Below are 20,688 nucleotides of genomic sequence, written 5' to 3'. Positions count from 1 at the left end.
TGCTAACAAGTCCGCTCAAGGGGGTGACAGCCGATAGTGGTGGGCCAGCATCAGTGCGATCGCGCATGAGGCGATGCGTGTATCACGCGAGTCGGCGCGGCTGGTCAGAATGACTGGCACCTTGGCTCCAAGAACGATCCCGGCGCTGGCTGCGCCGCCCATGAAGATCAACTGCTTGGCAAGCATGTTGCCGCTCTCCAGGTCAGGCACGACGAGGATGTCAGCTTGCCCGGCGACCTCGGAAACGATCCCCTTGATACGCGCAGCGGCGATGGAGACGGCGTTGTCGAAGGCCAGCGGCCCGTCGAGCAGGCCGCCAGTGATCTGGCCGCGATCGGCCATCTTGCACAGCGCCGCAGCGTCCAGCGTGGCCGTCATCGTCGGGCTGACCGTCTCGACTGCGGCCAGGATTGCGACCTTGGGTTCGCGCACGCCGATCACCTGCGCCAGCTCGATGGCGTTGCGGATGATGTCTGCCTTCTGTTCCAGAGTCGGGGCGATATTGATCGCTGCATCGGTGACGATGAACGGGCGCGGATAGGCCGGTGTCTGTAGCAAAAAGCAATGGCTGACCCGGCGCTTGGTGCGCAACCCCGCTGCTGCCGAAACCAGCGCGGACATCAGTTCGTCGGTGTGCAGACTCCCTTTCATCAGGGCTTCGACTTCGCCATTGGCCGCCAAGGCTACGGCTTGCTGCGCGGCGGCGTGGCTGTGGGGTGTGTCCACAATGGTGACGTCGGCCAGATCCAGCCCGGCCTCTGTGGCGACTGCTTCCAGCCGCGCCCGTGATCCGACCAGCACCGGTTCGATCAACCCCGCGTGGCGTGCTTCGAGCGCAGCGGACAGACTGGGGGCATCGCAGGGATGGGCGACGGCCACCCGAATCGGTTGCAAGTGCGCGACGTGCGCCAGCAGGCTTTGCAGGCCTGTGCGGCCCTGCGCATTCGGGTGGATTTCCGGCAACACGGTGCGCGTTCGTTCCAAGCGTTCGGTGGGCGCCACGACCTCTACCTGGCCTTGGAAAACCGCTACCCCCTCCTGGTTGGTGCAGGTGCAGGCCAGCGTGACATGGTGGTTGGCCGTGTCCTTGCTGGTCACCTGCATCCGCACGGTCAGCCTGTCGCCGGGTCGAACGGCCCCGAGGAAGCACAGATTCTGGTTGACATAGCGGGTTCCAGGCCCCGGCAGGCGTGTGCTCAGCACAGCCGAGATCAGGGCGTTTGCACAAATGGCCTCCGTGGTGCCCCGAGCGCTTGAGGACACAGCAGGTTCTGGATCCACATCGCCCGATTGCAGCGCGAACATGTGGATGTCTTGCGACGAAAACGCGCGTTCGAGGCTGGCGCTGTCGCCGATGGCGATCTCGTCGAAGGTGCGGTTGCGCAGGACATGCCATGCATCGGCAGTGGCATCGACCGGTTTGGGCGAAGTCGTCATGTGCTTTTTCCTCGCCGTGTTTGTCTTGTCTGCGGCGCGGCGGGTGTCTTGGACGCGGTTGTCTTTTGAGGCGCCTTCGGCTTTGGCGAGGAGGTCTTGGGTTTCGTGTCCGCGACCGCAGAGGGTGCGTCATGGGCAGAGGGCATAGCGGGCGCCGAAGCCGCCTGCGCCCGGCGGATCGCCTGCTCGAACAGGGTAGACACCTGCTTCAACTTGGCTTGCTCTGGTGCGGACAGCGCATCGCCGCTGCCGAGCACCTGCGCGATCATCCCCGCAACCTGTCGGATGTCATCAGGCGCTACGTTGTTCAGCAGCCCGGGGATGGCGGACACCGCGGCGTCCTCGTGGAGCCTCATGAGCAAAGCCTGGCGACGCACGAGGTGGCGGAAGGCCTGCATGTCGAAGTCGTTGCCCAGTTGGGGGCGCACCAGCTCTTCTGCGTGGCGAAAATGCCGTTCATCGGCCTCGCCACGCTCGGCCAGCACGAAGAACAGTGCCCGTATGGCTGCTTCCACCAGCCCACCGCTGTGAACGGCTCCTTCGAGGCGGGTCAACTCTTGCGCCAGATACTGGCGGTGCTCGGGCGTCTCGCTGGGATGGGCCCGCGGCGGTGCCTCATCGTGCAGGCTCTGCCCTGTCATGGCCTGCACCAGCGGCAGGCTGTACAGCGTGTCAAAGGCTTGCGCGTAGATCCGGTCGCGGCAATCGCGGAATTGATCCAGCGTCTGTTCGAGAGCGGTGGAAAACTGTGCCTGCAGTTGCAGGAAAGGATTGGCCTCGGCGACGGGCTGGCGGTGCTCGCGCACATGTTGCGCAGCCTCTTGCACAGCGGCTGCCAGCGGCTGGCGGTCGGACCACAGTTCGTAGCCGACGCGCAGGGGATGCAGGGGCTCCAGCGACCGTGCGCCCTCGGTCGTGACCCAGGCGCGTACACACGGCTGCACGAAGCTGCGGTAGCAGGCCAAGTTGATCTCGGAGATCCGCGCAGCGGCGGCAAAACGGCGATCGCTCTCGGGATCGGGGCGAACGATCTCACGGATTTCATCGATGTTGCTGCGGCGAATCCGGGTCAGATAGGCGTCACTGGCTGGCTCGTGTTCCTGCGCCTCGTCGTGATGCTCGTCGATCTGCATGTGGTGAATGCCTGCCGGCAGCACGTCGATGATGTCGATGTTCTCAGCGAACTCCTGGTGCTCTTTACGCCCGACGCTGCCGGAGACGAAGATTCCCAGATGTCCGATGCTGTCATGGGTAGCGTAGACGATGGTCTGGTCATGTCCCAGCACGTCCAGGTCGTTGCGGTACAGGTCGGTGATCCAGCCCAGGGCCTGGGGCGGTGGCGTGATGTTGTCCCCATAGGAGCAGAACACCAGGATCGGCGAGCGAATATTGCGCAGGTCGATGCGCACGCCATCGGATGTCATCAGTTGGGCGGTGCTCAGCTTGTTGCCGATGAACAGGTTATCGACGATGTACTGTATTTCCACATCGTTCAGGAACACGTGGCCGCCCCAGTACTTCTCGAATTGCAAGTGGCGCGGGCCTTCCGTGTCGACCTTGGCGTACAGGTTGTACTGTTTGCTCCACAGCGTATTGGCCGGGTCCAGGTTCTCGAAGTTCTGTACCAGCCAGGCGCCGTCGAACCGACCGGCGCCCAGATCGCCGGTCAATGCCGTCAACCAACTACCGCCGGTCAGGCCGCCTGCATAGCGCATCGGCATGTCGCCCGCCCAGTACGACAGCGGCGCGCCGGCGACGATGATCGGTCCGAACAGTTCGGGCCAGACGGCAGCTGCCATCAGGATCTGCCAGCCCGCCTGGCAATTGCCGATGACAGCGGGCTTGCCGCGGCTGCCGGGGTGCAGCTCGCCGACCTTGCGCACGAAGGCCGCTTCGGCGCGCATGACGTCCTCGACGGTCTGGCCGGGAACGGGATCGGGCAGAAAGCCAACGAAGTAGCAGGGATGCCCTGCCTTGAGGGCTGCCCCGACCTCGCTGTCGGGTTTGAAGCCGCCGATGCCCGGGCCGTGGCCCGCGCGTGGATCGACCACCACGAACGGTCGCTTGCGGGGATCGCTCGGCGTGTCGGCTGGCGGCAGGATGCGCACGAGGCCATAGTTGACTGGCCGCGGAAGATCCAGCCCGGACATGATGACCTCGGAGGCGAAGTCGAGTACGTTCGGCGTCTGCTCCTGCAAATGCTCCAGGTACTGGTTGCCGCGTTGGCGGCGAACGTCGGCATACAGAATGGATCGCTGCCAGGCATCCACTGCATACTCGGTTGCCATCGCCGATAGTCGCAACGGGTCCCACAGCAACTGCCCCCAATCGGCCGCTGGTGATGTCGTGGTGTCTCGATTCATGGCGATGGGCACTCCTTCTGTGATGAAACTGAAAAATTGAATGGCAAGGGGCCGCAGGCACATCGTCTTGCTGGCCCTTCCTCACTCAGTACATATGCTGGCCACCGTTCATCGATACATTGCTGCCGGTCATGAACCCCGCAGATTCACTGACGATGAATGCAACCAGTGCAGCGATTTCCTCAGGCCGTCCCAGACGACCCACGGGAATACCGGCAATCACTTGCTTGACCACTTCTTCCGACATGCTCGTCACCATCTTCGTATCCAGATACCCCGGCGAGACGGTGTTGACCGTCACGCCCTTGCGCGCCACCTCCTGCGCAAGGGCTTTAGTGAAGCCATGCATGCCGGCCTTTGCGGCGGAGTAGTTGGTCTGGCCGAACTGCCCCTTGGAGCCGTTGATGGAGGCGATGTTGACGATCCTGCCCCAGCCGCGTTCGAGCATGCCGTCGATGAATGGCCGGGTGACGTTGAAAACGGAGTCGAGATTGACGCGCAGGACCGCATCCCAATCGGCGTAGCTCAGCTTGCGGAACGTAGCATCGCGCGTGATGCCCGCGTTGTTGACCAGAATGTCGATGTGGTAACCGTCTGCTTGAATGAGGCCGGCCAACTCCTGGCAGGAGGCATGGTCGGCCACATCCGCGCCGTAGGCGATGAAGTTGTAGCCTTCGTCCGTCTGGGCTTCCAACCACGCGCCGATGCTGGCATTGCCTGGCGAGTGGACGACGAGCACGGTATGGCCAACATCGTGCAAGGCCCGGGCGATGGCTTCGCCCAGGCCGCCAGTGCCGCCCGTGACCAGGGCGGTACGTTGTTCAGCCGGCATTGCGGCCACCGGTCTTGCCCGGTGCCTCCTTATCCTGCGCCGAGGCCCACACGGCTCCCCACTGTTTGAAGATATCCTGGAACGGGAGTACCGCATCGCCCTGGCCTACGGCCTGCGTAACCGATTTCTGCCAGTCTTGAATAGCTATTTGCAGGCCTTGGGTGAAGGTTGTCTGGTTTTTGATCGCGACTTGTGTCAGCGCCTGCGCGCCGCCCACGTGGTACTGGAACTGACGCCAGAAGGCTTGTGCGGGCAGCGTGGCCAGTTCCTGCCAATTCTGGGCCTTGAGCAGGCTTTCGATTTCGGCGCCGGACTCGGCAATGCTCTCGCTGCCCGCGCGCGTGGCGTTCTCCAGCCATTGCTGGCCGTTTTCCTGCATCAAGCGCTGTAGGCGTAACTGCAGTTCCACGTTCGCCTTGAACAGGTTCAGGGGGATAGTTTCGTTGCTCATGGTCAAGCTCCTTACTGGTTGAAATGCCCAAGTGGGCGGTGAACCGATCAGGCCATCTGGCCGATGGTTTTGCGAAAACGCGCCAACGACAGGGAAAACAGCACCGTGCCGATCAAGGCCAGCGCCAGAAAGGGCTGCCACACCGTCTCCAGGCCCGCACCCCGGTAGAGAATGGCCTGGCTCAATTCCACGAAATGGGTGGTGGGCGCGATCAGCATGATGTTCTGCACGATCTCGGGCATGCTTTCGCGCGGCGTGGTGCCACCCGAGAGCATCTGCAGCGGCATGATGGTGAGCATCATCAACATGCCGAACTGCGGCATGTTGCGCGCCAGCGTGGCGATGAAGATGCCCATCGACGTGGTGGCGAAGAGACTCAGCGCCGCGCCGGCGAAAAACAGCGCAAGGGAGCCCTCGATGGGCACGCCCAGGACGCCGCGCACCATGAGGTTGAGGGACAGGAAGGAGGCGATCAGCACGACCAGAGCCATCGACCAGACCTTGGAAAGCATGATCTGCGCGGGCGTGACCGGCATCACCAGCAGGTGCTCGATGGTGCCGTGCTCGCGCTCGCGGATCAGCGCTGCGCCGGTCAGGATGATGGACAGCAGTGTGATGTGGTTGATGATCTGCACCACCGAGCCGAACCAGGCCTTGTCGAGGGCGGGGTTGAAGCGCGCGCGCAAGGCCAGATCCACGGGTGGCGCGGTGGTGCTGCGATAACGCTTGACGAACTCGTTGACTTCACCGGTGAAAATTTGTTGAACATGGCCACTGCCGGTGAAGGCCTGGCTCATGCGGGTGGCGTCGACATTGAGCTGCACGGCAGGCGATCGCCCCGCCAGCACGTCGCGCTGGAAGTTGGGCGGAATGACCAGAGCGAAGGTGTACAGCCCCGCGTCCATGCCCGGGTCCACGTCCCCATAGTCGATCATGGCCGGTGGCGTGAACTGCGGGGGGTAGAAGGCCGAGGCAACCCGCTGGGACAGCGCCGAATTATCCTCGTCGACGATGGCGATGGGCGCGTTGTGCAGCGTCTCCGGCATGGACGTGGCCTTGGTGTAGACCGACGCGGTGAACACGTAGACGATGAGCACAAGCATCATCGGATCGCGCCAAAGACTCCACAGCTCCTTGACACCAAGGTCGTAGATGTTGGCCAGGTTTCTTCTGCGCATCTCAACGCTCCTGCTTCTTGAGTAGCAAAACAGCCACGCCGAGAATGACCGGAACCGAAATGAGCATCGACCACAGCGGCCCTGTCAGGTCGGCCAGGCCAAGCGCTTTGCTGAATACGCCACGGCTGATGGAAATCATGTGCGTGGCGGGGTAGATCTCGCCGATGAACTTGCTGGAGCCTTCGAGCGAGGACACGGGATCGATCAGGCCGGCGAACTGGGTGGCCGGTATGAGGGTGCCGATCATGGCGAAGAACATGGCCGCGATCTGGCTGCGTGTAACGGCCGAGGCCAGCAGCCCCATGCCTGTCGCGGCGAAGGAGAAGATCAGCGCGGCCAGCGCCAGGGTGAAGAAGCTGCCCTTGACCGGCACACCGAAGATGGTCACTGCGAGCAGGCTCATCAGCAGGAAGTTCACCATGGCCAGGCCGACATAGGGCAACTGCTTGCCAAGCAGGAACTCGATGCGCGTGACCGGCGTCACGTAGAGATTGGTGATCGATCCCGTCTCTTTCTCGCGCACCACCGCCAGCGCGGTCAGCATGGCCGGCAGCATGAGCAGCAGCAGAGGGATCACCGCAGGCACCATGGCCGGCAGGCTCTTGACATCGGGGTTGTAGCGAAAGCGCGTCTCGACGTTGGTGTTGCCAGCCATGCTGGCGCCGCCGCGCTCGCTGGCCTGTATCTGCAGCCAGTGCTGGTGCATGCCCTGAACGTAGCCCTGGACGGTTTCCGCGCGCTGCGGCATGGCGCCGTCGAGCCAGGCGCCGATCTGCACGTTCTGGCCCCGCAACACGTCGCGGGCAAAGCCAGCGGGGATTTCGATGGCCAGCGACAGTTCGCCGTTGCGCATGCGTCGATCAAGGTCCTCGTAGTCGATGATCGGCGCGTGCTCGGTGAAGTAGCGCGATCCGGCCAAGTTCAGCGTGTAGTTCTGGCTAAGCGTGGTCTGGTCGCGATCGAGCACCGCATAGCTCAGGTCCTCGACGTCCATGGTGATGCCGAAGCCGATCACGAACATCAGCAGCAGCGAACCGCCCAGCGCCAGCGTGGCGCGCACCGGGTCGCGCTGCAGTTCCAGCGTTTCGCGCCATAGATAGCTGAACATGCGCTGCAGACTGAAACCGCCAGCGGAGTGACCGCCGCCGTGTTCGGCGGGCACCGCGGGTGGCTGATCCGCCTGGTCGGCAGCCGGAGGCTGGCTGGCCGGGGCGGCCGTGCCGCCCTCCGCTTCGACGAGGTAGCCGATGAAGGCCTCTTCCAGGGTTTTGGCACCACGCTTCTCAACCAGTCTGGCGGGCACGTCGCTGTCGAGCACCTTGCCCGCATGCATCATCGACATGCGGTCGCAGCGTTCGGCCTCGTTCATGAAGTGGGTGGAAATGAAGACCGTCACCCGGTCGCGCCGCGACAGCTCGATGAGCAGCCGCCAGAACGCGTCGCGTGCCACCGGATCGACGCCGGAGGTCGGTTCGTCCAGAATCAGCAACTCTGGCTTGTGCACCATGGCAACGGCCAGCGACAGGCGCTGGCGTATGCCCAGAGGCAGACTGGCCGGCAGACTGTCGATGACGTCCACCAGGCCGAAGCGCTCCACCATCTCTTCGACGCGGCCCGGAATGTCCTTCGGGGGCACGCTGAACAGCTTGGCGTGCAACTCCAGGTTCTGGCGTACCGTGATTTCGCTGTAGAGCGAGAACGCTTGGGACATGTAGCCGACGCGGCGGCGGGTGCCCAGATCATGCGGGTTCACTTCGTGGCCGAACAGCCAGGCCCGGCCCTCGCTCGCCGGCAGCAGGCCGGTGAGCATCTTCATCGTCGTGGACTTGCCGCACCCGTTGGAACCGAGGAAGCCGAAGATCTCACCGCGCCGGATACGGAAGGAGACACTGTCGACAGCAACGAAGTCGCCAAAGCGCATGGTCAGCCCCTCGGCTTCGATGGCGATATCGTCCGCGCCGTCCTCAGGCAGAGGCGGAATGACAACCGCTTGGTGTCCGCGCTTTTTCTCTTCCGGGAGCAGGCGGATGAATGCCTCTTCCAGGTTCGGGCTGTTTGTTGTCTCCAGCAATTCCTTCGGCGTACCGGTGGCGAGGACCTTGCCGTCGTCGATGGCGGCCAGCCAGTCGAAGCGCTGGGCCTCATCCATGTAGGCCGTGGCCACAATCACGCTCATGCCGGGGCGATCGGCGCGGATACGGTCAATCAGATCCCAGAACTGCGCGCGCGCCAGCGGGTCCACGCCAGTCGTCGGCTCATCGAGAATCAGAAAATCCGGGTCATGAATCAGCGCGCAGCACAGGCCGAGTTTTTGCTTCATGCCCCCGGACAGCTTGCCTGCCGGGCGCTCCAGGAATTTGAACAGGCCAGTGGCCTGAGTCAGTTCGTCGATCCGCTGGCGGCGCTCTGCGGCGCCATGACCGAACAGGCGCGCGAAGAATTGCAGATTCTCCTCGACCGAGAGCGTCGGATACAGGTTTTTGCCCAGTCCCTGCGGCATGTAGGCGATGCGCGGGCATACCTGCTTGCGATGGGCCTTGCTGGCCATGTCGCCACCCAGCACCTCGACCGTGCCCTCCTGGATGATGCGCACACCCGCCAGCAATGAGAGCAGACTGGATTTGCCCACGCCGTCGGGGCCGATCAGACCGACCATCCGTCCAGCGGGGATGTCCAGGTCAATGCCATCCAAGGCAATGACGTCGCGGTAGCGCAGTCTTACCTGGCGGACACTTGCAACGGTCGCGAGCTGCGCGCTGTGGCTCATATCTTACTCCGGCACACGAACGGAGAGGTTCTGAGGCCACTCGGCCTTGGCGTCGAGCTTGACCCAGGCTACGCCGGGCAGACCGGTCTTGACCTGGTTCAGGTGCTCACGCAGCAGCTCCTGCGAAATCTGCGCGCGCACGCGAAACATCAGCTTTTGTCGCTCGCTGGCGGTTTCCACCGTCTTGGGGGTGAACTGCGCTGCGCTGGCGACGAAGGAAACGGTGGCTGGAATCACATACTCGGGCGCGGCATCCAGAATGATGCGAACCTCCGAGCCCAGCGCAACGCGGCCGGCCACGGTTTCGGGCAGGAAGAAGGTGATGTACACGTCCGACAGATCAAGGAGGTTCAAGACACGTCCGCCCGCTCCAAGCACCTCGCCGGGTTGCGCGACACGCACCTGAACCCGTCCGTCGCGCGGAGACCGCAGTTCGCTGTCGCGGATGTCGGCTTCGATGCGGCTGATACTGGCCGTAGCGGCGGACACGCTGGACTGCGCGCCGACAAACTGCGCCCTGGCGGCTTCGACCGCGGCGCGGGCAGCGGCGGCCTGTGCCTTGCTGGCCGCGAGGGTCGCTTGGGCGCCCCGTACGCGCGCCCGGTCATCGTCCAGTTCCTGGATCGAGGCGGCTCCCTCACTCGACAGCGTGCTGGAGCGTGTCAGGCGCCGTTGCGCGGCGTCCAGTTCGGACTCGCGCTGACCAACCAGAGCCAAGGCGGCAGTCACGTCGGCTTCACGCAGCGCCACCTGTGCCTGCGCCGCGGTCACCGAATGCTCAGCCTGCTGACGCATGGCCAGGGCCTCGTCGCGCTGCGCTTCCAGCGTTTCCAGCCGCATCTTGGCCAGTGGCTGGCCGGCTGTGACGAAATCGCCTTCACGCACCAGGATGTCTTCGATGCGGCCGGGAAGTTTGGTGGCCACGTCGATCTCGGTGGCTTCGATGCGGCCATTGCCGTTGACGAATCCTTCGCCCGGGCCGCTGTCGGTAAACCTCGTCCAGCTCCACCAGGCCAGCGCGGCAACAACCGCTGCAGCGAAAGCGACCAGGAGTTTTTTCTTGAGAGAGGGGGAGACAGTCATGGGTTCGGCGTGCCTTAACGGGTTGATGGGGTGGAAGCGGGAGTCGAGGCCGCACCCTGTGCCTCGCCGGCTGCGGCGAGGGTGCCGCCGCCGAGCGCGGCATACAGCGCCACCTGGCTGGACAGCAGCGCGCGGCGCGCCTGTACCAGTTGTTGCTGGGCTCCCAGCAGATCGCGTTGGGCATCCAGCACTTCCAAGAAGGCGGCCGAGCCGTTGTCGTAGCGCAACTTGGCCAGGCGTGCGCGTTCGCTTTGCGCTTCCAGGTTGGCTCTCTGGATCGTCAACTGCTCAGCCAGCCAGTGCTTTGCGCTCAGCGCATCGGCCACCTCGCGGAAGGCCGTTTGAATGGTTTTTTCGTATCCGGCGACGGCGATGTCGCGGCGCACTTCGCTCAGCTCCAGATTGGCGCGGCGGCGCCCGCCATCGAAGATGGGCAGCGACAGGGTGGGCATGAAGGTCCAGGCACGACTGCCGGAATCGAACAAGCCATTCAAGTCGGAGCTGGCCGTGCCGAAGCTGCCGGTCAGCGCAATGCGCGGCAAAAACGCCGCGCGGGCCGCGCCGATGTGGGCATTGCTGGCACGCAATTGGTGTTCGGCGGAAATGATGTCCGGGCGACTGACCAGCAGCTCCGAAGGCAGACCGGCCCGCAGCTCAGCCAGAACCGTCGTTTCATCGAAGGGTGCCTTGGCGGGCAGCGGGCCGGGATCAGCGCCTACCAGCAGTGCCAGGGCGTGCAGTTGCGTGGTGCGAGCCTGCTCAAGCTGCGTCAGCAGCGCCTGAGCTTGGTTCAGCAGGGTCTGGACCTGTGTGAGATCCAGCTTCGAGGTCGAGCCGACTTCGACGCGGCGCCGGAAAATGCGATAGGACTCCTCGCGGGTGGTCACGGTTTGCCGTGCGATCGCCACGCGTTCGTCGATCTCGCGCAGGCCAAGATAGCCGTCTGCCACCTGGGCGATCAGCGCCAAATGGACGGCCTGGCGAGCCGCGTCGGAAGCCAGCCAAGTTTGCAGGGCGGCGTCTTCCAGGTTGCGGATCCGACCCCACAGATCCAGTTCCCAGGTGGTCAAACCCACCTCGGCCCGGTACTCGCCGCCCACCTGCGATCGGCCCGACATGTTCAGGTCGCCAGGGACCCGCGCGCGTCCACCTTGGGCGCCCACGCCCATGGCAGGAAAACGATCCGAGCGCTGAATGCGGAATGTGGCGCTGGCTTCCTCGACGCGCAGCGCGGCCACGCGCAGGTCGCGGTTGTTTTCCAGCGCAGTCTCGATGAGGCGTTGCAGCAGGGGGTCGGTGAAGTACGCCTGCCAGGCAAGCTCTCCCGCGTGGGCGCCGTCGGTGCCTGATCCAAGATGCGCGGGCCAGGCTTCGGGCACGGGCAATGGCGGGGTGTCTGGCGCCGGAGCGAGCGACATGCAGCCGGTCAAGACGACGGCGCTCAGGGCCAACGAGGCAGCGCGCAATCTGAACGCGGGAAACAACGGGGAAGTTGGGAGCATGGTCACGTTCCGTACAGGTATCGGGCTGAAGAGGGTCTGGTCGCAGAGGAGGGAATGGCTGCCACCCCCGCAATGCGGGGTTCGTGGCTGGTGTCCGCAGGCCCTACTTTCTTGCTTGCAAGTGCTGTCAAGCCCACTTCATCTCCTTGTTGATATGTGCATCCCCGTGTTCCCCGGCTGGTTGATAGGGCGCTCTTCCTGTGTCGTAACCCGATGTGCCGGGTTCACTCGCGCCCTGTGTTGATCTGCATTGTGAAATCTGAAAACAAACGACTGGACGGTTGCTTTCAATTATACGTTACAATCCAAGAACCGCAATCAGCGGGCTCGTCGGTCATTGACGCAGGTCAATTCGAGCTGCCGGCTTGGGTTCAAGGAAGGCCCTGATTCTTGGTAGAGCCGGTGACAGGCCCATGGGAACACCCCTCAGATCTTTGAACAGAGCCTTTGAATGCCACCCAATAAAGATGACGCGCCAGACAACAAGCGCCCCTACCTGTCCTCTGCCGCCAGGAAAGAGGAAATACTCGACGCGGCCCTGGTCGAATTCGCGGATCGGACATACAACGCAGTGTCGATGGAGCGCCTGGCGGAATGCGCGGGCTTGTCCAAGGCTGGCATCTATGCCCACTTCAAAAGCAAGGAAGAAATTTTTCACGCCTTGCTCGAACGTACGACGAAGCAGATTTGTGATTTCCAGGGCTGGCTCCCGGATGAGGATCTGACGTTGCCAGAGCTGGTAGATGTCTACCTGGATCGCCTGTACGCGACCTTCAGCTCCCCTGCCACGATGTCGATCTACCGGCTGCTTCTGGCCGAAAGCGCCCGAACTCCAGAGCTGGTGCAGCGTTGGCACAACGAAGTTGCGCTCGGGCTGAAAGAGCGGGCGCAGACCATCATCCACCGCAACATACGCCGAGGCGTCATTCGCCCAGGCGTCTTGACCGAACACTTCTTCCCGTTGGCGCTCGCGCCCGCAGTGCTGTGGCTGAGTTCCTCGATGCTGTCCAAGGGCAGTCCTTCCATCTCGCTGGTGCAGTTACGGGATGCGCACCGGCAACTGTTGCTTGAGCTTTTGCAGCCTCAATGAGCGGAGTGATGCACAGAGTCCTGCGCGCCCTTGCAGGCTTGGCGATCGGCTTTGTGGTACTGCTGCTGACTGTGTGGGGTGCGCTGGCTCTGTGGCATCAGATGCCGGGACCTTCGGTGGTGCGATGGTTCGTCATTGCCATGTGGTCTACGTTGGGTGTGACCGTTGTCTTGTCGCGGGCGGGCTTGCTTGGGCGGCGCAATCGCAACATCGCCGGATTCGCATTTGTGATCGCAGCCGCCTCCCTGCTCATGTGGTGGGGGACGCTGCAGCCGTCACACCAGCGTGTATGGGCTGACGATGTCGCCCAGTTGCTGGAGGCCAGGATCGACGGCAACCATGTTCACCTGAATAATGTGCGCAACTTCCAGTGGCGCAGCGAAACCGACTACACCCCGCAGTGGGAGAGCCGCACATACGACCTGGATCGTCTGCGCAGCGCCGACTTGGTGCTTTCCTACTGGATGGGGCCGCACATCGCCCACACCCTGGTGTCGTTCGGCTTCGATGGCGGTGATCGCGTGGTGTTCTCGCTGGAAATTCGCAAGGAACGCCATGAGTCCTTCTCGGCGGTAGGAGGATTCTTCCGTCAGTTCGAGCAGATCCTGGTAGCCGCCGATGAGCGAGACATTGTGCGTACGCGCAGCAACGCGCGAGGCGAAGATGTTTATCTCTATCGCTTGCAGATGAATCAGGCGAGTGCCCGCGCGTTGTTTCTGGAGTTTCTGAACGCGGCCAATGAACTGCGGCAGAAACCGCGCTTTTACAACACGTTAACCAGTAACTGCACGACCATCGTATTCGAGCTGGCCCGGGTCATTGCGCCCGCATTGCCAATGGACTATCGCCTGCTGCTGTCTGGATATTTTGCGCGGTACGTCTACGACATGCATGGATTGACGCCTGGCTATCGTTACGATGAATTGCAGGCACTGGGGCATATCAACGAACGTGCCCTTGCTTCCGATGTGTCAGAGGATGACTTCTCGATGTCGATTCGACAAGGCGTGCCAGGCATCCCTGCCAACGAGGTGAATCCATGAGGTTCCCGCAGGCCTGCCTTCTCATTACATGCGCCGCTCTTGCTCCGCTGCTGCTGGGGGGCTGCTCGATCCTGCGCGAGTTCGGCCCAGTGGTTGAAGTTCATACGCTACCTACCAGGGAGGCCATCGAACTCAAGCGCGGCGACATCCTGACACGTGGCAAGCTCAGCGATGCGACTGTCCAGACCATCAGGGTGGCGGCATTGGATGAGCAGGCATGCGCAAAGCCGATCTCCTCGGAGTGCGCGGAGGCCTTGGCTACCGTGACGGGGGTTGCCACGGATAGACGCCTGGCTGCACTGTCCGAACTATGGCTGGCGCAGGCTCAGGCCATGAAGCCCGGTTCAGCGCAGCAAGCCGCCTGGCTTGAGACGATTCGCTATGCCTATGCTTATCTGTTCCTTGGTGACCATACTCCGGGAGAGCGGGCCTTCGAGGATCGCCAGACCCAAGTGCGGGATTGGTATAACTATGCCGTCGAGCATGCGGCCACCGGCATGTTCGAAGTTCGGCAACAAATGCCGACGCAGTTGTCCGACCAGACCAGTTGGAACATTGCAGGCTGGGAACTGAAGCTGGATATGCGCGGCGCGCGCTTACCGGGCAGTACGGCGGTGCCAGCCGAACTCCTGCCAGCCTCGTCCCTGTCTTTCCGTGGATTGCGTAGCCTCTACCGGCGCGACGGCTTTGGCGCCGAGCTTGTGGCGGTCATTCCGGACGAGTCCCTGAGCGCCGCCCCAACTCGGGGTGGTCGCCCAGCGGCAAAACATGATCAGCAACCGCTGCCCTGGAGCGAGATGCCCGCGCCGTCCATGACGGTTCTGCTGCATCCCGACGGAGACAACTTGGACAGCGTGCTGCATGCTCGTACAGCCCGTCTGACGGTGCATGACCCCTATGTGGAATCGGCCATTATGCTGCGCGGCCAACGTGTGCCGCTGGCGGCCAATTTCACGGCCGGCTATGGCGTATGGCTGGCCCGTGCCAATTTCAACCGCCAGTCGCTGCGCAGCCTGCTCGGGCGCGAGGGTGGCATCGACCGCCCGCACGTCTACTTGATGCAGCCCTACGATCCGAACAGGCGGATCATCGTCATGCTGCACGGACTGGCCAGCAGCCCTGAAGCCTGGGTGGAACTCGCCAACGAAATCCTGGGCGATGAGGCCCTGCGCCAGCATTACCAGATCTGGCAGGTCTACTACCCGACCAACATGCCAGTCGCGTTGAACCACGCCATGATTCGCAGGGCGCTCGGGGATACGCTGACGCATTTCGACCCATCCGGCCAAGCGCCGGCGTCGTCCGACCTCGTGCTGGTGGGGCATAGCATGGGCGGGGTCATCGCGCGGTTGATGGTGTCGTCAACCGATCAATCGCTGGTGCAATTGGCTGCGGATCACAGTCGGTTGACGCCGCAGCAGATCAGGCGCATTGATCCCATGTTGCGCTTCGAGCCCTTCCCGAATGTCAGCAGTGCCATCTTCATCGCGGCGCCTCATCGGGGCACATCGGTCGCGGGTGGACGCCTGGGGCGCTGGATGGCGGGATTTATCCGCTTTCCCATTACGGTGCTCGAAGAACTCGCCCATACACTGACACCCAATGCGGCCGCCAGCAGCCGTGAAAGCCTGGCAACCATTCCCAATAGCGTGAACAATCTCGACGAAAACGATCCGTTCGTGCGTACGGCGGCGGGCTTTCCCATCTCATCCCAGGTGCGCTATCACTCGATCGTGGCCCAAGCCAATTCCGAAGTGGCCCTCGATGATTCCGATGACGGTCTTGTGCCTTATCGCAGCGCACATCTTCCCGGCGCACAGTCCGAGAAAGTCATTATTTCGGGGCACAGCGTGCAACAGAGCGCGGCCGCGATACTGGAGATCCAGCGTATTCTGAGAGAGGACATGGCTCTGCGGGAAGCGCATTTACAGCCATAGACAACTGCCATCTGCTGTGCGCGGCCGAGCTGATTTCGGATTTCGTATGGGCGTAATGCATTCATCTGAATGCGCAAAGAGCATCAGACTTACTGTTGCCCGCTCGACGCTGGCACAGTGGGTCGGTGCGTGCGGCGCGCAACTGCAGCCGATGGTAAAGGCGCTGGATGACGAACTGCGTCGCCACGTGGTGCTGCACGCCCACGAGACGCCGATGCTCAAGCCCAAGCATCTTGGCGACGGCAAGGCGTACCCAACGTGATCCGCCGTCTGGCGGCGACCCAGCCCATGCTCGACAAGATCGTCGGCCACCAACGCCACATCGCTCAGGCCTACGGCATATCGATGGAGCATGCGCGCTGGCTGTTGACCACCGTGGCGTTCCACTGCCTTGCCGTGGCCGACACGGTGTACTCGGTCGCCGAACGGGAACCCGTCGTGGATGCAGACCGTGCGACGGAGGAAGCCGAGATGGAGGCCGAACTCAACAGGGCATGCACGCACTCATTGTTGGCATGCTGGCCTTGATGGATGCTGATGGCCTTTCAGGAGATAGTTGATCGTCGTTCTCGTTTGTGGGGGTTGAATGGAAATCCAGGGATGCCGTAATTGAGGAGCCTGGACGGCGTATCGTTCAGGAACAAACACGCACGGGCGGCCAGGCCCTGCCGTGGCTCGACATGACGGCCTTCCTGCGCGGGGCCATCGACCTTGCGCTAGACAACCATGCCAATGCGCCACGCAGCAATACGCAATGGGTGTTCTTCGACCGTGGCCTGATCGACGCGGCGGCAGCACCCCAGGCACTGGACGGCACTACTATTCTGGACACGATTGCCCAGTCGCATCGCTACCACTCGCGCATCTTTCTGGCCCCGCCGTGGCCTGAAATCTATGTGCAGGACGAAGAACGCCGTCACAGCATGGATGAAGCGCGGGCTGAATTCGAGCGGCTTCAGCGCACCTATCCAGCGCTGGGCTATGCGGTATCGCGGTTGCCCAAGATCAGAGTGGCGCAACGCGCTGACTTTGTGCTGGACACCTTGGCTAGCCGCTAACCTACCAAGGCGAACTCTACCGTATCTCACCGCCACGTAGGACTCCATGCTCAAATCTCTTGCGTAACTCTGAGATAAGGATTGTTGGGTGGTACTGCATCGAACAACCAATTCGCATCGATCAGCAAATACCCATGCAGCTTCCGGGACTTGCGCGGCCCGGTGACTTCACAGATCCAGATGTTCAAGCCGCTGTCGTGCTTTCGATGCAACCCCAGTTTCTCAAAGCGCTTCTGCACCCACTGCCAATCCGGCATCTTGTCCTGCCGTGCCAGCGTGCCGACATGAGGGTGCTCCTGGACGTAGCGCTGGAACACACCTGGGCTGACCAAGTAGGCCGTGTCATTCACGGAATGCACGAGCGCTTTTGCGTCGTTGATGATGAGCCGGCGCGAAGCAATTCCCTGTTTCAGCCACATCATGAAATGTTCGCCTGACGGGGGCGCTGCTGTTAGGGGTGGTTTAGCAGTAGATGGTGGTGGCGAAGGAAGCACTGCGGCAGTCGCTGGCATAGGAGTGCTGGGGTCTGCGGGGTAGCTTCTCTGTGCAACCGGCTCCACATCCTGCTCGGCACCAGGCGAGCCGCTCGTGCTCACCATTGCCAGCATGTCCTCCATGACATCGGACACGGGCTGGGCCTTAGGCGGTGAGGCGGTGACGGTACTACTGCCTTCCCAAGATGGAAGTTTCTGACCGTTCGGGGCTGCCTTCGCCATGGCCGCAGGCGGCATTTTCGGCGCCTCGGCGTCGTTTTCGGCGACTGCCGCGTCGATCGCTACCGTGCCTGCAAAAGGCGTCGGTCGCTCGCCAGATTCCCAGATCAGCGCAGGAGCGAGGCGCAACAGGGTGAACGAGTGGGACCAGCCGGTGGAACTGGTTATGGTCGCGCGCCAAATAGCCTTGCCGTCGGGCGCCGGCTGCAACATGCCGTGATCCTGGAGGACGTTGAACACCGCGGTGTTGTTCGCAGGGATGCCATCGACGCCTTGGGACAGCAGGTGCGCACGCAGTTTGTCCGAGACCGTTTTGCTCACCAGCCACAGGGCATCGTCGGTGAGCCAGCCATCGGAGGCTTCCGGCTGGTTCAGTTTCAACTGTTCCTTGAGCAGGTAGCGCAACCCGTCGAGCAGCTTGCGCTGCAGCGCGTGCTTGGGCGCAGCCATGGCGCGGGCCGGATCGCCGCCCAGCTCCTGGGCCACCGAGGCCCGGTCTGCCTGCACGACAAGTTCGCCCAGTACGCCGGCGTGCTCGTACTGCCCGGCCAGGACGTAGAGCAGTGGTGCCCACAGGGACGGATAGCCGCTGAGCCAGTCCAGGGCCTCACGGTCGAGCAGTTGGTGGTAGAGCAAACCTGTCGCGGCGCTGTGCAGGCGGTACTCGCGATCGTCGCGGTAGCGGAATCGGTATGGCTGGCGCAGCGGGCCGTGCCAAGGGTGCCAGATGCTGCCGTCGGCCAGCTCGACGTGCAGATCGACGGCGATCTTGCCGATGTCGTGCAGCAGCGCGGCGTAGGCGACGGCGGCGGTCCAGGCTTCGGACTGTGCCGCTTGGTCTTCGGGGCTGGCGCCGATGGGCAGCAGATGGGACTGCCGCAGTTTCAGACTGTAGGCGACGATTTCGAGGCCGTGGTCGAGCATGCCGCCCAGATAGGCATGGTGATGCGCCTCGGAGGCCGGGAAGGCCTGGACCAGCTCGGCGTAGCGTTCCAGGGGCGCTCGGTACAGCGTGGCGAATTGCCTGCGCGACAGCGAGGTGCGCTGCCAAATGTGCTCCAGCAGCTTCTGCCGGCGCGGGGTGGCCAGCAGCGATGCGGCCGACTCGGGCCGCATCAACCCTTTCGGGAGGACGGTGGCGGGTGCTGGCGGTGGCGCGCCGGCGACCGGGGGCCGTTTTCGCTGGAACAGGGAGAGCATGCGGGTGTCCTGTGGCGGGCCGACCGGGAGGCCTTTTTGCCTTTTCGAGGTAGGGCCTTTCCCCTTGCACCCCATTCCCTTGCCGTTTCGGCCCTTTGGCCTTTAACCGTTTCGGTATAGCGGGGCCTGGGTTGCGGTTCCAGCGTCAATGTGGAACCCGCACGAATGGATTGCGCGGCGACCAGCCGCTGGCCTCGGCCTATGCTGCGGAGACGCTGTTTTCGCCAGGTAGGTTGCTCTCTAGGCGTCAAAGTTGACAAATGCGACAAAGGCGACTAGAGTAAGTCCTGTCTCAAACCTACCTGGGAGATGACCATGCCCACCGCCATTGAATTCATTGCCGACCGTCTGCCGCGTGTCACCGTGGAGGATGTGCGCCGCTTCGCGGATACCGTCGAAATCCGGGATGCGCCGGCTTTCGCGGCCGAGTTGCAGGCGTTCATTCACGAGCGCGTGGAGGCGGTAAAGCTGCCAGCCAACCTCGAAGGTGAAACGGTGGAGCACGCCTTGAAGCGTAAGACGGCTGCGCTGCGCGCTGAGACGCGCTGGGCGCCGACTGAAACCGACGTCCAGCGAGGCCGCGCCGTGCTGCTGGAAACCTTCAACCAGCCGCACAACCTGCCGCCCGCGGAGTACGCCAAGCTGGCGGACAAGTCGCGCCAGCAGATCTACAAGGACATCCTCGCCCGTCGGCTGCTGGCGCTGAACGTGGGGCCGCGAGGCCAGAAACTGCCCGACTGGCAGCTCGACCCGGTGAAGCAGCAGTTGACCCAAACCGTGCTTCAGGAGGTCGAGGGCATCGACCCTTGGACGATCTACCGCGCACTGTCCGAACCGCTCGAAGGCTTGGGCGGCCGCTCGCCAGTGGATGCGGTGACGCATGGCACGATCGACGACGTGGCCGAGGCCGTGTTCAACGTGCTGGGCGTTCAGGTGCATTGAAGCGAGATCGCCATGAGCCACGAGCTGCCTTCGTTCCTGATCGATGCCGGTGAGCTGCTCCAGCATGTGAGCCGCGTCGTCTATCGGGGCAGCCCGCTGTACTATGGCCGCAGCAGCACCAATCGCTACGATGACCCGGCCCAGGCCTACGGGGTGCTCTACCTGGGGCGCGACCTGCCCACGGCGCTGATGGAGTCGGTGTTTCATAAGCACCAGTGGCTTGCGGACACGAAGCGCTCGATCGCGCTGAAAGAAGTCCAGAGCCGGATGGTGCGCGCAGTGGGCGTGATGGACGACGTGCTTCTGGCCGACCTCACGGCGCCGGGCGTCATGGCGGGCTACTTCGGCCTGAACCTGGAGCAGTTGGCCAGCCGCGACTACACGCACACGCAGCAGGTGTCGGCCCAGGTGCATGCGATGCTTGGAGATGACGGCCAGGTGCTGTTCGACGGGGTGCTCTATCCGTCGCGCAACAACTATCCCGCCAAGAGCATCGCGCTGTTCGAGCGTGCCAGCGCGAAGGTCAGTGTCATCGAGGACATCGATCTCGTTGACCATGTGGACTGGCCGCGTTTCGTTGCTACATACCGCATCGGCGTGGAGCCCGACCCTGGCCCGTTGGAACCGGATGACGAAGCGTCCTGAAGCAGCAAGAGAACACATTGAAGCCCTAAACAGAATGAAATGGACCAAACTGAAATAGGCATCCCTCAGCAGTAGGAGACGACCATGAACACCACGACTCGCACCAGCACCGCAGAACGCCTCGGCCGCGCCTTTGGCCGCGGATGGCGTGCCTACGCGCGCTGTGAACGGCGGGCGTCGAACTGGTTGGTTTCCAAGGGCATGCCGACGGCTGGAGCCACCGCGCTCGTGTGGATGGTTAAGCTGGCTGCGCTCGGGGTGCTGCTGTACACCACCTTCTGGCTGGCCCTGGTGATGGTGTGCGTCATGGTGGTTGCCTGGATGGCCCGCAACACCGACTTGGGCGAGGAGTTGCCCGAGCCAGAGTGGCGAAACGGACCAGCAGGATTCGGCCTATACACCTACGACGGTTTCCGCATTGATCCTCATGTCGAGGACGACTAGCAG

The 20,688-nt window shown here is 63.0% G+C and carries 17 protein-coding genes and 1 pseudogene; 9 read left to right on the top strand and 9 right to left on the bottom strand.

Features of this window, described 5'->3' with window-relative positions; genetic code table 11:
- Positions 1–15 precede the first annotated feature (15 nt).
- The 8 genes from HGB51_RS09725 to HGB51_RS09690 form a co-directional block, all read right to left on the bottom strand.
- Entirely contained in the window at positions 16–1,437 is a 1,422-nt protein-coding gene (locus HGB51_RS09725; protein WP_003050041.1) for a bifunctional enoyl-CoA hydratase/phosphate acetyltransferase, read from the bottom strand.
- Complete coding sequence (locus HGB51_RS09720) at positions 1,434–3,800, bottom strand: DUF3141 domain-containing protein (protein WP_023656967.1); 2,367 nt, start codon at positions 3,798–3,800, stop codon at positions 1,434–1,436. The genes HGB51_RS09725 and HGB51_RS09720 overlap by 4 nt, the downstream gene beginning before the upstream one ends.
- Positions 3,801–3,885: 85 nt before the next feature.
- Positions 3,886–4,632, bottom strand: a complete 747-nt coding sequence (phbB, locus tag HGB51_RS09715) for an acetoacetyl-CoA reductase (protein ID WP_003050045.1) — start codon at positions 4,630–4,632, stop codon at positions 3,886–3,888.
- Positions 4,622–5,083 carry a phasin family protein gene (locus HGB51_RS09710; RefSeq protein ID WP_003050047.1) on the bottom strand — a complete coding sequence of 154 codons (462 nt, stop codon included), beginning with the start codon at positions 5,081–5,083 and terminating at the stop codon, positions 4,622–4,624. Before HGB51_RS09710 ends, phbB begins: the two co-directional genes overlap by 11 nt.
- 47 nt (positions 5,084–5,130) lie before the next feature.
- On the bottom strand, positions 5,131–6,261 hold the full coding sequence (locus tag HGB51_RS09705) for an ABC transporter permease (RefSeq protein ID WP_003050050.1): 1,131 nt from the start codon (positions 6,259–6,261) through the stop codon (positions 5,131–5,133).
- A 1-nt stretch (position 6,262) separates the two neighbouring features.
- Positions 6,263–9,028, bottom strand: coding sequence for a ribosome-associated ATPase/putative transporter RbbA (gene rbbA / locus HGB51_RS09700; protein WP_003050052.1), 2,766 nt, complete (start codon positions 9,026–9,028; stop codon positions 6,263–6,265).
- Positions 9,029–9,031: 3 nt separating this feature from the next.
- Positions 9,032–10,111 (bottom strand): HlyD family secretion protein, encoded by a 1,080-nt coding sequence (locus tag HGB51_RS09695; RefSeq protein ID WP_003050054.1) that lies wholly within the window; start codon positions 10,109–10,111, stop codon positions 9,032–9,034.
- A 14-nt stretch (positions 10,112–10,125) separates the two neighbouring features.
- Complete coding sequence (locus HGB51_RS09690) at positions 10,126–11,613, bottom strand: efflux transporter outer membrane subunit (RefSeq protein WP_003050056.1); 1,488 nt, start codon at positions 11,611–11,613, stop codon at positions 10,126–10,128.
- A 451-nt stretch (positions 11,614–12,064) separates the two neighbouring features.
- Between HGB51_RS09690 and HGB51_RS09685 the strand changes: the two genes are divergently transcribed.
- From HGB51_RS09685 to HGB51_RS09660, 6 genes and pseudogenes are all read left to right on the top strand, one after another.
- The gene (locus tag HGB51_RS09685) at positions 12,065–12,703 is read left to right on the top strand and encodes a TetR/AcrR family transcriptional regulator (protein WP_003050058.1); all 639 of its coding nucleotides are present in this window, start codon (positions 12,065–12,067) and stop codon (positions 12,701–12,703) included.
- Positions 12,704–12,711: 8 nt separating this feature from the next.
- On the top strand, positions 12,712–13,746 hold the full coding sequence (locus tag HGB51_RS09680) for an Lnb N-terminal periplasmic domain-containing protein (RefSeq protein WP_003050060.1): 1,035 nt from the start codon (positions 12,712–12,714) through the stop codon (positions 13,744–13,746).
- On the top strand, positions 13,743–15,683 hold the full coding sequence (locus HGB51_RS09675) for an esterase/lipase family protein (protein ID WP_003050063.1): 1,941 nt from the start codon (positions 13,743–13,745) through the stop codon (positions 15,681–15,683). The genes HGB51_RS09680 and HGB51_RS09675 overlap by 4 nt, the downstream gene beginning before the upstream one ends.
- Positions 15,684–15,729: 46 nt before the next feature.
- Positions 15,730–15,900: pseudogene (locus HGB51_RS09670) on the top strand (IS66 family transposase); the annotation flags it as partial.
- Positions 15,901–15,941: 41 nt separating this feature from the next.
- Complete coding sequence (locus HGB51_RS09665) at positions 15,942–16,211, top strand: hypothetical protein (protein ID WP_003050070.1); 270 nt, start codon at positions 15,942–15,944, stop codon at positions 16,209–16,211.
- Positions 16,212–16,258: 47 nt separating this feature from the next.
- The gene (locus tag HGB51_RS09660; RefSeq protein WP_013520789.1) at positions 16,259–16,741 is read left to right on the top strand and encodes an AAA family ATPase; all 483 of its coding nucleotides are present in this window, start codon (positions 16,259–16,261) and stop codon (positions 16,739–16,741) included.
- Positions 16,742–16,791: 50 nt separating this feature from the next.
- On the opposite strand, the gene mobH is transcribed toward HGB51_RS09660, so the two are convergent.
- A complete protein-coding gene (gene mobH, locus HGB51_RS09655; protein ID WP_003050081.1) occupies positions 16,792–18,654 on the bottom strand; it encodes a MobH family relaxase in 1,863 nt (620 codons plus the stop codon).
- Positions 18,655–18,969: 315 nt separating this feature from the next.
- On the opposite strand from mobH, the gene HGB51_RS09650 reads away from it, so the two are divergent.
- From HGB51_RS09650 to HGB51_RS09640, 3 genes are all read left to right on the top strand, one after another.
- Positions 18,970–19,596 (top strand): hypothetical protein, encoded by a 627-nt coding sequence (locus tag HGB51_RS09650; RefSeq protein ID WP_003050085.1) that lies wholly within the window; start codon positions 18,970–18,972, stop codon positions 19,594–19,596.
- Positions 19,597–19,608: 12 nt separating this feature from the next.
- Positions 19,609–20,241, top strand: coding sequence for an RES family NAD+ phosphorylase (locus HGB51_RS09645; protein ID WP_003050087.1), 633 nt, complete (start codon positions 19,609–19,611; stop codon positions 20,239–20,241).
- A gap of 84 nt (positions 20,242–20,325) precedes the next feature.
- The gene (locus tag HGB51_RS09640) at positions 20,326–20,685 is read left to right on the top strand and encodes a DUF3742 family protein (protein ID WP_003050090.1); all 360 of its coding nucleotides are present in this window, start codon (positions 20,326–20,328) and stop codon (positions 20,683–20,685) included.
- Positions 20,686–20,688: the final 3 nt, after the last annotated feature.

This window comes from Stenotrophomonas bentonitica (assembly GCF_013185915.1).
Taxonomy (GTDB): Bacteria; Pseudomonadota; Gammaproteobacteria; order Xanthomonadales; family Xanthomonadaceae; genus Stenotrophomonas; species Stenotrophomonas bentonitica.
Note: the sequence above shows the minus strand (reverse complement) of the source record. Positions and strands in the feature narration are given on the sequence as shown.